Source organism: Flavihumibacter rivuli, from assembly GCF_018595685.2.
Classification (GTDB): Bacteria; Bacteroidota; Bacteroidia; order Chitinophagales; family Chitinophagaceae; genus Flavihumibacter; species Flavihumibacter rivuli.
In genome coordinates, this window is sequence record NZ_CP092334.1 from 1976902 (window position 1) to 1991105 (window position 14204).

The 14204-nt window shown below is 47.2% G+C and carries 11 protein-coding genes; 10 read left to right on the forward strand and 1 reads right to left on the reverse strand.

What is annotated here, in order from left to right; translation table 11 throughout:
- Positions 1–15: 15 nt before the first annotated feature.
- The 5 genes from KJS94_RS08685 to KJS94_RS08705 all read left to right on the forward strand — a co-directional run bounded on the left by KJS94_RS08685 (position 16) and on the right by KJS94_RS08705 (position 6993).
- On the forward strand, positions 16–423 hold the full coding sequence (locus KJS94_RS08685) for a hypothetical protein (RefSeq protein WP_214447615.1): 408 nt from the start codon (positions 16–18) through the stop codon (positions 421–423).
- 168 nt (positions 424–591) lie between these two features.
- Positions 592–4878, forward strand: coding sequence for a PKD domain-containing protein (locus KJS94_RS08690; RefSeq protein WP_305856915.1), 4287 nt, complete (start codon positions 592–594; stop codon positions 4876–4878).
- A gap of 3 nt (positions 4879–4881) precedes the next feature.
- The gene (locus KJS94_RS08695) at positions 4882–5916 is read left to right on the forward strand and encodes a PorP/SprF family type IX secretion system membrane protein (RefSeq protein WP_214447614.1); all 1035 of its coding nucleotides are present in this window, start codon (positions 4882–4884) and stop codon (positions 5914–5916) included.
- A 143-nt stretch (positions 5917–6059) separates the two neighbouring features.
- Positions 6060–6530, forward strand: a complete 471-nt coding sequence (locus tag KJS94_RS08700; protein ID WP_214447613.1) for a redoxin domain-containing protein — start codon at positions 6060–6062, stop codon at positions 6528–6530.
- 133 nt (positions 6531–6663) lie between these two features.
- Positions 6664–6993, forward strand: a complete 330-nt coding sequence (locus KJS94_RS08705; protein WP_214447612.1) for a T9SS type A sorting domain-containing protein — start codon at positions 6664–6666, stop codon at positions 6991–6993.
- Here the strand turns inward: KJS94_RS08705 and KJS94_RS08710 are convergent, their stop codons facing one another.
- On the reverse strand, positions 6994–8166 hold the full coding sequence (locus tag KJS94_RS08710) for a class I SAM-dependent rRNA methyltransferase (RefSeq protein WP_214447611.1): 1173 nt from the start codon (positions 8164–8166) through the stop codon (positions 6994–6996). It abuts the gene before it with no gap.
- A gap of 181 nt (positions 8167–8347) precedes the next feature.
- Here KJS94_RS08710 and KJS94_RS08715 point away from each other — a divergent pair, with 181 nt between their 5' ends.
- The 5 genes from KJS94_RS08715 (at position 8348) to KJS94_RS08735 (ending at position 14118) form a co-directional block, all read left to right on the forward strand.
- Positions 8348–8929 carry a nucleotide exchange factor GrpE gene (locus KJS94_RS08715; RefSeq protein WP_214447610.1) on the forward strand — a complete coding sequence of 194 codons (582 nt, stop codon included), beginning with the start codon at positions 8348–8350 and terminating at the stop codon, positions 8927–8929.
- Between the two features lie 69 nt (positions 8930–8998).
- On the forward strand, positions 8999–10168 hold the full coding sequence (gene dnaJ, locus KJS94_RS08720) for a molecular chaperone DnaJ (protein ID WP_214447609.1): 1170 nt from the start codon (positions 8999–9001) through the stop codon (positions 10166–10168).
- A 107-nt stretch (positions 10169–10275) separates the two neighbouring features.
- Positions 10276–10875 (forward strand): HD domain-containing protein, encoded by a 600-nt coding sequence (locus KJS94_RS08725; RefSeq protein WP_214447608.1) that lies wholly within the window; start codon positions 10276–10278, stop codon positions 10873–10875.
- 71 nt (positions 10876–10946) lie between these two features.
- Positions 10947–13646, forward strand: a complete 2700-nt coding sequence (locus KJS94_RS08730) for a hypothetical protein (protein WP_214447607.1) — start codon at positions 10947–10949, stop codon at positions 13644–13646.
- Positions 13647–13659: 13 nt separating this feature from the next.
- Positions 13660–14118 (forward strand): Crp/Fnr family transcriptional regulator, encoded by a 459-nt coding sequence (locus tag KJS94_RS08735; RefSeq protein ID WP_214447606.1) that lies wholly within the window; start codon positions 13660–13662, stop codon positions 14116–14118.
- Positions 14119–14204: the final 86 nt, after the last annotated feature.

Genomic DNA, 14204 nt, shown 5'->3' on the forward strand with positions numbered 1-14204 from the left:
ACCTGGGGACAGCCTATGAGGAGCATACTGGCCATATTCGGTTTGGCGCTAACCCTCACCGGGTGTGCAAAAACCATCGAGAAGAAGGCAGAAGATGCCGTTCTGGAGGCCATGACCACCGGACAATGGTATGTTGTCGAGTTCAGGGAAAATGGTAATGATATTACCACTTCATTTTCCCCCTACTCCTTCCAGTTTTATAGGGATGGTTCAATCAGCGCCCTGTCAACTGCACCGGCAGTTAATGGGATCTGGTTTGGTGACCCGAATGCGAGAACGATCACAACCAATTTCAGGTCAGCAACCGAACCAATTTCAAAGATGAATGCAGTCTGGGCGATAAAGGACAATTCCTGGGATTACGTGAAGGCTGAAACAACTGTAGACAATAATTTCAGGTTCCTGTACCTTAAGAAAAAATAATCGCCGCTATCCATTCCCGGGCAAACACCAGGTCAACCCCTGGGGAATGCCGGAAAGATGGACCTAAAATCCGCCATACCCAATGAAAACAAGTTGCTTTCTGAATAAACAAAAACCAGCTTGTTGAGAACTCGTTTATCATTTCTGCTTATAACCCTTCTGTTGTTGGTGGGGAAATTAGCTGCGCAGGACCCTGTAGCTGATTTCACAGCCAATAGGACATCTGGCTGCGCACCACTTAGTGTTGTTTTTACCGACAGAACAACTGGTGACCCTAAATATTGGAACTGGAAATTCGGCGATAATATCCTTTCAACTGTACAAAACCCGGTGGTGACCTTTTCACAGCCGGGCACCTATACCGTTTCCCTTGTGGCCAGGAATGCAACGGGCGTTGATAGTGCTGTAAAGACCAGTTATATCACTGTTTTTCCCAACGCAAATGTCAGCTTCAGTGCCTCGTCCAACATAGCCTGTGCGCCTACCTCTATTCAATTTACAAGTAATGCAACAGTACCAGGAGGCACGATCACCTCTTACCTGTGGGAGTTTGGTGATGGTACCACATCCGAATTGAGGAACCCCAGGAAAACCTTTGAGAGCCTGGGTTACTACAATGTAAAACTGACTGTGACCACTTCAAATGGGTGTACGGCAACAGCTTCCAGGGATCGTTTCATCAGGATCATCAATGGCGTTACCCCCAATTTTGATTTTTCAAGGTCAACCAGTTGTAATGCACCGGTGAACGTTCAATTTGATAACCAAACCGTAGGACCCGGGGATATGACCTATCGTTGGAACCTTGGTGATGGTACCACTTCCAACCTGAAGAACCCTTCCAAGACCTATAACAATCTGGGCACCTATAATATTGAGCTCATCGCCTCCAGTAGCTTCGGCTGTGCTGACACCCTCAGGAAAAATATCAGCTTCAGCACCACTAATACCAGTTTTACTTCACCGGATAATGTTTGTCCCGATAAGAACATCAGTTTTACAAACACTGGCAATCCCGCACCGGTAACAGCCTTATGGAATTTTGGTGACGGCACTACCTCCAATGAAATCAACCCTACAAAGTCCTACGCCAGTCCCGGCACTTATACCGTAACCCTTACCAACAATTACGGTGAGTGTGTGGGAACCTTCTCCAAGACTATTACTGTTACCAACAGGCCGCCGGTTGACTTTGATGCCCCTGATAAGTTTGGCTGTAAAGCGCCGCATACTGTCAATTTCCAGGATCTCACTTCAAATGGCGCATCATGGGCATGGGAATTTGGGGACGGCAATACCTCTACACAGCAAAACCCTGTGCATACCTACACAAGCCCCGGTAGTTATACTGTCAAACTAACTGTTACTACCACAGATGGCTGTACCAATACCATAACCAAAACCAATTTTGTCAGGATAGAAGCTCCCACCAACCTAAGCGTAAGGGGATTGCCTGATGGAGGTTGCGTGCCTTACACGATCAGGCCGGAAGCGATCATTACAGCAATTGATGGCATAGCCGCTTACCAATGGGATTTTGGGGTGGCAGGAGGAAGCAGTAATGTTGCTAATCCATCCTTTACCTACACTAATCCGGGCACATACAACGTATCCCTGATCGTTACTACCAATAGCGGATGTAAGGATACTGTTTCCATCACCAATGCAGTTAGGGTGGGTACCAAGCCTACCGTAGACTTCACAGTTGACAGGGATTCTACCTGTGCAGGTAATGCGGTCCGCTTTACCAGTAACGCCGTTCCTTCCGATAGCCTGATATGGAAATTCGGGGATGGCTCAACCTCTACCGATATCAATCCCCTCCATCAATACCAGGATACGGGCTATATGACCGTGGTGTTGGTGGCGTATAACAATGGCTGTGCAGATTCCCTCACTAAAAGGGACTATGTATTTGCAGCTGCACCTGTAGCAAGGTTCAGGCCGGTTATTGATTGCACCAATAAACTACGTGTTTCTTTTATCAACGAAAGCATTACGGATCCCACGCATGGTGTAACGAGGTATGATTGGGATTTTGGCAACGGACAAACCTCCACAACAGAGAATCCAACTGTCACTTATGCTTCCTTCGGGACCTATACGGTCACCCTTACGGCAACAGATGATTTTTGTACCCATAGCCGTTCGATCGATCTCAGGCTATTTGACCTGAGGACAGACTTCAACATCAACAAGAATCCCAACTGTCGTGGAGAGGATTTCAGGCTATCAACAGTAAATATGGACCCCTCACTTGTCAGCACCTATACCTGGAATATCGAAGGTATGGCCGGCTTTAACGGAGGCGCGGTAGTTGACACCTTTATCACCATTAATGGCGATTATGATGTTACCCTTACCACAGAGGACATCAATGGTTGTATTACTTCCAAAACCATCAATAACCTGGTCAGGATCGTGGGGGCAATTGCCGATTTTGAGGTAGTTAATAATGGAGGATGTACCGGGGCCAATATCAATATCATTGACCGCTCAACACCAACTGGCGCGGTGGTTAAATGGGAGGTGGATTTTGGTGACGGCAACAATGGCCAGTTCACCAACGATACTATCACCCATCAATATGCGAATAAGGGTATTTATGATGTATTCATCAAAACAACAGATAACCTTGGCTGTACCGATACCGTTGCCAAACCGGCTATTGTGAACATCACCAGGCCCCAGGTTGATTTCGCAACAGAAGACACTTTGTCTTGTCCCGGAGCAGCCATCAGGTTTAAGGACCTATCCAATGGCCAGTCACTCACGTATACCTGGGACTTTGGTGATGGCACTACCTCCAACGACCAGAATCCAACGCACAGGTATCCGAAAAAGGATACAACCTATTCAATAAAACTCACCCTGACTGATGTTTACGGATGCCAGGATTCCCTGGTGAAACCAAATTATATCAAGATCGTTTCACCCAAACCATCATTCCTGGCGATAGACACAGCATCTATCTGTCCTCCGCTGGAAACCAAATTCCAGTCGCTGGCAACAGATTACGATTCCCTGTATTGGCGATTTGGGGATGGCAATACTTCAACCTTGCCCAATACCTCCAATTTCTATGGTTCATTTGGACGGTATACCGCAACATTGTATACAAAAGGATTTGGTGGCTGCCTGGATTCAGCAACCGCTGTTGTCAATATCTATAATCCCAATACGTCGGTAAGTTTTACCTATGGCCCATTGGATGGTTGCAACAACCTTAATGTGAATTTTAATCTCACAGCACCCCCAAATACAAAATTCTATGTCCTCTTCGGGGATGGATCTGTTGATTCCTCGCAAAACACCAGCTTTAGCCACTTCTACAGGACACCTAACTTCTATCGTCCATCACTGATCCTTGTAGACAGCCTTGACTGCCGGGCCGGGTATTCTACTAACGTAGAGATCAAGGTAAGGGGTGTATTACCGGTTTTTGGTCTCGATAAAAGACAGTTTTGTGATAGCTCTACCGTATTCTTTACCGACTATAGCATCGGCAATGATGTGGTAGTTGACAGGGTATGGGATTTTAAGGACGGCACCTTCAGTAATGCCAACAGTCCCAACCACTTCTTTAATGTGCCTGGCACCTATGGCGTTACCCAAACAGTTACTACCGCCACAGGCTGCGTGAACAGTTATTCAGATACGGTGAGGGTTTACCGCACACCAGAACCTGTGATCACCAGCCCTGATGAGATCTGCCTGGGAGAACCTATTTCATTCCTAGGTTCTACCGTTGTGCCGGATACGGTTACCCGCTGGCAATGGAACCTGGGCAACAACGCAACCCCGACAACAAAAAACACCTCAACAAGGTATACCAGTGCGGGCACCTTCATCATTAACCTGACAGCCAGCAACCGCCTTGGTTGTTCCAGTGACACAACCAAGCAGGTGATCGTTTGGCCGCTACCGACAATCGATAACCCTGCGGAAGTGATCATCCCCGTTGGCACAGGAATAAACCTGCCGGTAACCTATTCCAATAATGTTACTACCTGGAACTGGACGCCCAATAAGAACCTGTCCTGCATTGACTGCCCCAATCCATTTGCCAATCCGAAGTTTACTACCAAGTATGCTGTATCAGTCATTGATTCCAATGGTTGCCGGATAGCCAGTGAGATAACGGTGAGGGTCATTTGCGAAGACAAGAATTATTTTGTTCCCAATACCTTCTCCCCCAATAATGACGGTTCCAATGATTGGTTCTACCCGAGAGGGACAGGTCTTGACCGCATTGAATCATTGCGCATCTTCAACAGGTGGGGTGAAATGGTATTTGAGCGTAGGAATTTCCCTGCCAACAACCCTACATTGGGCTGGAATGGAATGTATAAAGGGAAGCCTGCCGAAGTAGACGCTTATATATATATTATGGAAGTGATCTGCGAAAACGGCCAGATAGTTCCCATTAAAGGCAATGTAACCCTGATTCGATAAGCCATGGTCCTAAGAAAAACATATAAAATCCTGGTCACCCTGATGCTGGCGCTGGCATGGCTTGGCTCCCCTGCCCAGGACATCCATTTTTCCCAGTTCTACGAAGCACCCTTATTACGTAACCCTTCCCTGGCTGGAATCTTTACCGGTGATATAAGGGCACAGCTGGTGTATCGCGACCAATGGAACAGCTTTACCAATGCTTTCAGGAGCGGGTCCTTCAATGCAGAATACAAACTGCCGGTTGGATTGGGGGATGACTTTATCACTGCAGGATTCCAAATGCTGTTTGACAGGGCAGGTACTGCAGCATTGACCACCACCCAATTGCTACCTGCCATTAACTACCATAAGTCATTAAGCTCTGAAAGATCTATGTACCTCTCCGTTGGCTTTATGGGAGGTTGGGTCCAGAAAAGGATTGACCGAAGCAAGATCACTACTGACAACCAATTTGTAGGGGGCGCATTCAACCCCGCCCTCAATGATGGGGAAAGTTTTGCCAATGCCAACTACAGTTACCTGGATGGAAGTGTGGGTGCAAGTTTTAATACCGGCTTTGGCAAGGATAACAAGAACGTACTATTCTTCGGTGCAGCCTACCACCACCTTAACAGGCCTACCAACTCTTTCTACCGTAGTGAGGCTGCAGCCCTGAATCCCAAATGGGTCTTTTCAGGAGGCGTAAAGCTGAATGTGAACGACCAGGCATTCTTTAATATCCAGGCCGATCATTCCCAACAGGGAGGGGCAACTGAAACCATTGGCGGGGCCATGTATGCCTATAAGTTTGGCGACCCTGAAGATCCCGACTATGTGTTGCACCTCGGGGCTTTCCTGAGATTCAAGGATGCCTTGATACCCGCAATTAAAATTGACTATCAGCCATTTTCCATAGGCCTGAGCTATGATGTGAACGTATCACAACTACGGACAGCCAGCCAGGGAAGAGGAGGCTTTGAATTATCTGTTTCGTATATCGGATTCCTGAACCGCGACAATTCGAGCAAGTACAGGATCATTTGTCCCCGTTTTTAATCTGACCCTCAGAAAACTTTTGGTTTTACTTCACCACAGCCAAAGCCCGGGAAATCAGCCCGGGCTTTTTTTCAACCTTTTCCTTCCATAAATGTTATAGCCCTGTTCACAACAATTCATTAACCATCCATAAATAACTATCTATGGCTGTTCAAGTAGGACAAAAGGCACCGGAATTCGCATTATTCGATACAGACAAAAACAAGGTGTCCCTCGGCGATCTCAAGGGAAAGAACGTGGTTCTCCTTTTCTTCCCCCTGGCTTTCACCAGCGTTTGTACAACTGAGTTATGCTCCGTGAGGGATAATATCGCAGCATACAATAATACCAATGCCCAGGTACTGGGAATCAGTGTGGACTCCCTCTTTACCCTTGGTAAATTCAAGGAAGAGCAGAAACTCAACTTCCCCCTGCTGAGTGATTTCAATAAGGAAGTTTCTTCAGCTTATGGCTCTATCTACCAGGATTTTGTGCTGGATATGAAAGGAGTTTCCAAGCGTTCAGCCTTTGTGATCGACAAAGAAGGCGTTATCCGCTACTCACAGGTGCTTGAAAGCGCCGGAGACCTGCCCAATTTTGAGGCCATCCACGAAACCCTCGCCGGTTTAAACTAATATAGGTTTCATTTTCAACTAGTTAAAAAGGGACAAGAAAATTCATATTGTCCCTTTTTTTTATGCCAAGGGGTTGTAATTTTGGGATAAATGGAATATCTTGGCTAGAAGTCCTTTTTTAAACCCTTTGCCGATGAGGATTTTTTACGCTTTATCCATTGCTCTATTGATCACTACTAACGTTCATGCACAAACGCGGCTCCCGGAGCAGCAGGTGCAGGCCGTTAAATTCTATCCTAACCCGGCAGTCTCCCAGATCACTTTTGATTTCCCCAAGAATTACGACCGCAATTATTCTTTCCAGATCTATAATTTCCTGGGCAAGAAGGTTTACGAATTGCAGAATATCAACCCCAAAACCACCATTGACCTGGGCCAGTTTTTCAGGGGTGTCTATATCTTCCAGTTACGAGATAAATCCGGCAAGATCATCGAGTCCGGAAGGTTCCAGGTGGTGAAATGATCAGAGCACCTGGACGATCAGGAATTTAAGGTAATGTGTATTCTCCTGTCCCCAAATGATCGGGTGGTCACTTGCTTGTGTTTGAAACACCACCTGGCGTAAGGTTCTTTTGGCATCCTTAGCCGCCATCTCAATGATCTCCAGGAAAAGCTCAGGTTGAACAAGGTTAGTGCAGGATGTCGTCACCAGGAACCCTCCCTTCTTCACCAGTTTCATACCCCTCAGGTTGATCTCCTTATAGCCGGTTATGGCCTTTTGGATATTTTCCCTGCTCTTGGTAAAGGCCGGGGGATCCAGCATCACAACATCATACTGCCTGCCGTCCTTTGCCCATTGCTTCAGGACATCGAAGGCATTCACAGCCTGGAAGGTGCAGATATCGCCATAGCCATTCAGTTCGGCATTACGGGTAGCCTGCGTTACTGCTGATTCAGAGATATCCAGTCCCAGGACAGATTTGGCACCGTAATGTGCGGCATGGATCTCAAAAGTGCCCGTATAGGTAAATGCCCCCAATACATCCGCACCCTTTACAATATGCTGGATGGCGCGCCTGTTATCCTGCTGGTCAAGGAAATAGCCGGTCTTCTGCCCGTTCTCCACATCAACATGGAAACGAAGGCCATTCTCGTTGATAATAATATTGGTATCAAAAGGTGCTGACAAGAACCCTTTATGCTGCGGCAACCCTTCCAGTTCCCTTACCGGCACATCATTGCGCTCATAGATCCCTTTGGGTTGGAATATGGTTTCCAGGGCCTTTACAATGGCCGGCTTCCATATGTCTATGCCCAGGGCAAGGGTCTGCAAAACAAAATAATCATTGAACTTATCGATGATCAGGGCCGGTAGGAAGTCTGCCTCCCCGAAGATCAGGCGGCAGTTCTCTGTATACCCCAGCTGCTGGCGATAACGCCAGGCTTCGCTAATCCTGTTCAGGAAAAACCCTTCATTGATCTCCTCCTGGCGGTTGCGGGTAAGGATCCGCACAAGGATCTGGGAACGGGGATTGGCATAGCCCCTTCCTACGAACTTTCCATCATGGGTCAGGAGGTCCACGATATCACCTCCATCCAGAGGGCCTTCCACTTTTCCTACCTCGTTGGCAAAAACCCAGGGGTGCCCATTCTCAATCCTCCTGCTGATCTTCTTCTTTAGGTAAACCGTTGTCATGGCGCAAAGGTAGGTGATCAAAGGCAGCCTGCGGATACGACAAAATGTCCCAAACCCTGCGACTGGCAAAAAAATTGACACTTAAATAGCTGACTTAAAAACAAGCTGACCAGGCAGGCCAGGGGGATCAATCCTACCAAAATGGCAAAAATGCCTAGGTTTGCTGCCAATTTGTTCGATTATGGAAGAAAAAGATGTAAATGCGACTGCCGGAGGCCAGGAAACCATGGATAACCAAGCCGCCGGCTTTGATATTAATGCAGATAGTGATGTTCCGGGTACCAGCCACCTGAATGAACCCGTAAAAGAGGCAGGTGCCATTGAGAAGCTGGAGTTGGAACTGGCTGACATGAAAGACAAGTACCTGCGCCAGGCCGCTGAGTTCGACAATTTCAGGAAGCGTACTGCCAAGGAAAGGCTTGAATTGATCCAGACTGCCGGTAGGGAGGTTATTACCAACCTGCTGGAGGTATTGGACGATAGCGAGCGGGCACAGAAGCAAATTGACAATAGCCAGGACCTGCAGGCACTGAAGGATGGGGTGAACCTGGTGTTCTCCAAATTCAGGAATATACTCCAGTCAAAAGGCCTGAAGGCCATGGAAAGCATTGGAACCGATTTTGATCCCGACAAACATGAGGCCATCACCGAGATCCCCGCTCCCTCCGAGAACCTGAAGGGCAAGGTGCTGGATGAGGTAGAGAAAGGTTATTACCTGAATGACAAGATCATTCGATTCGCAAAAGTTGTTGTAGGAAAATAATCCATCCATAGGACCACAAACTGGTTAAGGCTCAACTGTGGTCCTGATCAATAATGAGGAAAAATAAAAATGTCAACCAAAAGAGATTATTACGAAATACTGGGCGTTGCCAAAACAGCCAGTGCAGATGAGATCAAGAAAGCTTATCGCAAGGTGGCCATGCAATACCATCCAGACCGAAATCCTGGCGATAAGGCAGCGGAGGAGAAATTCAAGGAGGCTGCCGAGGCCTATGAAGTATTGAGCGATGCAGATAAGCGCGCCCAATACGACAGGTATGGCCATGCCGGCATGGGTAATGGAAGGGGAGCTTATGGAGCCGGCGGCAACATGAACATGGATGATATCTTCAGCCAATTTGGTGACATTTTCGGCGATGATATCTTTGGCAGTTTCTTCGGCGGGGCGGCAGGCGGCAGGCGAGGCGGAGGCCAGCGTGCAAGAGGCGTAAGGGGCAGCAACCTTAGGGTGAAGCTGAAGTTGAATTATGAAGAGATCGCCAAAGGGGTAACCAAGAGCATCAAGGTTAAAAAATATGTTGGTTGTACCACCTGTTCAGGAAGCGGTGCCAAGGACAAGGGTAGTATCCAGACCTGCGGCACTTGCGGTGGCAGTGGCCAGGTCAGGAAGGTGACCAATACTTTCCTCGGGCAAATGCAAACAGTAACGACCTGTCCAACCTGTAATGGTGAAGGGACAACCATTACTGCGAAGTGTGGAAGCTGTAAGGGTGAAGGCAGGGTATACGGTGAAGAGACCGTAACGATCGATATCCCGGCCGGTGTGCAGGAGGGCATGCAGCTCAATGTAAGTGGCAAGGGTAACGCCGGAGAAAGGGGCGGCATGGCAGGCGACCTTATTGTATTGATCGAAGAGGAGCAGCATAAGGATCTTCAACGCGATGGACTAAATGTTGCCTATGACCTTCATATCTCCTTCCCCGATGCCGTATTTGGTACTCAGGTTGAGGTGCCAACCATTGATGGCCGGGCAAAGATCAAGATACCGGCAGGCACCCAAAGCGGAAAGATCTTCAGGCTGAAAGGAAAAGGTTTCCCGGCGGTCAATAGCTATGAAAAGGGCGACCAGTTGATCCATGTTAATGTATGGACCCCGCAAACCCTGAGTGCTGAAGAGAAGACCATGCTGGAAAAGTTAAAAGACTCCAAGAACTTTGAACCCAATCCAGACAAAAACGAAAGAAGCTTCTTCGATAAAGTGAGGGAAATATTCTCCTGATAAAAGACCGCGGTAAATCCGCGGTTTTTTATTTGCTGCGGTCAGTGGGTAGAAAAACTTGCGTAATTGTAATATTATATTAAATTTATTAGCAATTACAACCAACCATGACCGAATCAGATTTTCAGGTCCTGAAGGAAGAAATTGTGTCCCTCCTGAAAACGGGATTGGATAGACGATTGACCTACCATAACCTTGAACATACATTGGATGTTTTACAGCAATCGGAAAGGATAGCCGCACTGGAGAAGCTGTCCGATCCCCGTCAGGTTATGCTCCTCAGGATCGCTGCCTTATTCCATGATACCGGTTTTTTGTACACCTATAAAGGCCATGAAGAGAAGTCATGTGAGATCATGGAAAGCTACCTGAATCATGGAAGCATTCCCAACGCTGACCTTGAGGTGATTAAGGGAATGATCATGGCGACCAAGATCCCCCAAAGCCCCAAGACACTTGCAGAAGCCATAATTTGTGACGCTGACCTGGATTATCTTGGCAGGGATGACTTCCCTCCCATTAGCAATGGTTTGAAACAGGAGTTCCTGGTTTTTGGCGTCATCAAGGATGAAAAAGATTGGGACCCCTTACAAATAGGTTTTTTCGAGAAACACCAGTATTTCACCATAAGCTCCAGGAACATCCGTCAACCCAGGAAAATGGAATATTTGAGCCTTCTAAAAACCCGTGGCTCTAATAGCCTCTAAAGCACAATTGAATGAACGCTAATCGTTCCTGGCTAAAAATCCTAAACGTCCATCAGGATGAATGGTGGCTTGTGAAAAAGTTATTCTGGCTCCAGTTCTTTCAGGGAGCAGGTATTTCCTTTTTCTTCACTGCTGTATTTGCCAGGTTCCTGGATAAGTTTCCCATTGTGGAGCTTCCCTGGGTGATGGTGTATTCTGCATTCCTCCTTTGGTTCACCGGTTTTATATACAGCATACTGGAACATTCCGTTAAGTTCGCCAGGTTCAACAGGGGGATCATCCTTTTTATGTCCTTTAGTATGCTGCTGGTTTGGGCAGGCGCAAGGACAATACCCAACGACTGGTTCTATTACTTCAGCCTCGCCTGGTTCTACTCACTTTACCTGCTCAACAACCTTGAATTCTGGGGCATAGCAGCCAGGCTTTTCGACATGCGCCAGAGTAAGCGACTTTTTGGGCTGATCAGTTCAGGCGATATCCCTGCCAAGTTCATTGGCTATACCATAGCATCAGTATTGGTTCCCTTTACTGGGACCAGTAACCTGATGCTCTTGGGTGTGATATGCATGTTGGTGTCCATTCCGCTTTTCAACAGCATCAGTAAGATCGAAAAACTGCTGGAAGCCTCACACCACCATGGACCAGCCCATCACCACCCTCATACCGGGAGCAAACTACAGTCACTCATCAACAACTTTACAGCTAGTCCGGTTATCAGGAAAATTGCATTGATCTCCCTGATCGCTTCAGCCTGTATCCTGTTGGTGAACTATGGATTGTATGTAGAAGTGAAGGGCATCTTTCACAATGATGTTGAACTGGCCAGGTTCATAGCCCTTTTCATGGCTGCATTGCGATTGGTAGCGCTGATCACCAAAACCATCTTTACGGGCAGGCTGACCACCAAACTTGGGGTAATGCAATCATTGTTCATCACCCCTATTGTAATGGCCATCCTTGTAGTGCTCATAGTGTTATTGTACTGGATCATTCCGGAAGACAAGCTGATCTTCTACCTTTTTGGAGCCACGTCCATAGCTGTTGATGTACTCAGGGCCTCCATCAATTCTCCCGTATTGCTAACCGTTATGCAACCCCTTCCTACCCACGAAAGATTGCGGGCGCATAACGTGGTGAAAGGTATCATGGATCCATTCGCAACCCTTTTCTGTGGCATCCTGCTGATCACCATGTATAAGGTCCAGGAAAAAGTTGACCTGATCGCCTTGTGTTATGTGTTATTAGGGCTTGCCATCTTTTGGATCATTGGCATTGTAAGGCTGAACAAAGCCTATCTCCAGATGCTTGTGAATACCATCAGCAGCAGGTTCTTCAGCCAGGAGGAATTCAGTTTGAATGACCATGCCACCCTGGACCTGATCAAGCAAAAGATCAGGACAGGTAATGAAAGCGAGGTATTCAGTATCCTGAGAATGGTTGCCAGTAAACAAAATCCCTTATCAGCAGAACTGCTTTCGGATTTCCTGCAGCACGATTCAGACCAGGTTGTACTGGAGACCATCAGGCTGATCAGGAACAACAATATCCAGTCCATGAAGGACACGTTGGAAACAATGCTCCTCCGCTCTGAAAATCCTGATATCAAATCAGAATCGATCAAGGCAATCTGCAAACTATCCTCCAATATCCAGGAATTGGAAGGCTACCTCCAACAGCCAGACAACAGGCTGAGGCTGGCTGCACTTACAGGAGCATTGTGCAACAGCCATCCTACCATCCGGGCAAATGCTGAAGAGAAAGTGAGGCAATACATTCACAGCAGTGACCTTGAATCAAAACAAATCGCATTGGGGATCCTGGAAGAGGTGAGGGATGAATATGCCCACCCCGATCATATCGCACTTATGCAAGACCCTGAACCGGCGGTAAGGTTGAAAGCCGTGAGGACCATCGGCAAGGCAACGGCCACAGGCACCATTGCGACCATGTTTGACCAGCCGGGACAATTAAACAAACACGCATTAAATGCCTTGCAACAATCGGGAGAATCAAGCATTCCGGCCATTTCGGGCTACCTGCTGAACGGCTGGCCGGATTCCGACCTCCAAAATAAACTGATCAATATTTGTGGCAATATTGGTGGCAGCAAAAGCCAGGATCTCCTGCTCAGCCTAATCGCACAAAAACCCCAGCTTGCGCCTTACGCGGTGAAAGCACTGTACAGGAGCAAGTATGTTGCAGATGATGCATCAAGGCCTTTACTGGAAGACACATTGAGGGCCTACCTGAAATATGGGGTGGAGCTTTTATTCATGCAGCGGGCGATCAAGATCAAGAATGGAGAGGACTCACTGGTTTACCGTTCAATTGCCATCGAATTAAAAGAGATACAGGATACCCTTCTTTCCTTAATGGGCTGTCTCTATGACCGTGAACAGATCAGGAAGATAAGGAATAGTTTAAGGGCACATAACAAGGAAAGCATCGCTAATGCTATGGAGATCATCGAAGTGACGGCTAAAAAGGATTTTGGAAGGGTTTTCAATACCCTTTATGAAGTGTCAGATATTGATCACCGTTGTGATACGCTGAAGTCCCTCATGACTGAAAAGCAATACCATGAAATGGAACAGGTGATCACCAGGATCCTTTCAGAAAGGCCGATCAGTTACCTGGATTGGACCAAGGCTTGTTCCATTTATGTATCCAAGAAGGCGGGGTATAATATAGACAGGTCATTCTACGAAAAATACCTCAAGGCAGAAAACATACTATTAAAAGAGACGGCAAGCTTTGCCATCGAAAACTAAACCCTGGAATACCATGGCATCCTCAACAATGGACAGATTATTATTGGTTGAAAAGGTCTTGCTGCTCAAGTCCCTTTCCCTGTTCAAGGATACGCCAGAGCATATCCTCGCCGACCTGGCCCCACTGATGCAGGAAGTGGAATATGAAAAGGGGGAAGAGGTATTTGGGGAGAACGAGATAGGCGATTGTATGTATATCATCAGCTCAGGTGAGATCAGGATACATAAGGGAACAACCACCCTGGCCATCCTGAAGGAAAAAGAGGTATTTGGTGAACTCTCACTTTTAGATGCGGAAACAAGGTCCGCAAGCGCCACTGCCCATACCGATTGCACCCTCTTCAGGATCGACCAGGAACCCTTCTATGAATTGCTGGAATCGCGCCCTGAAGTTGCGAGGGGTTTTATCCGCATCCTCTGCCAACGCCTTCGTGCCCAGAATGAAAAGGCCAGGCAAAACCAGGAGGGTTAAGAAATAATTGCATAGTAAAAAAAAACTTTATATCTTTCAACCTACCTGATTACCCAGATCCTTCCCCTTTTTTAACCCCCAAATTT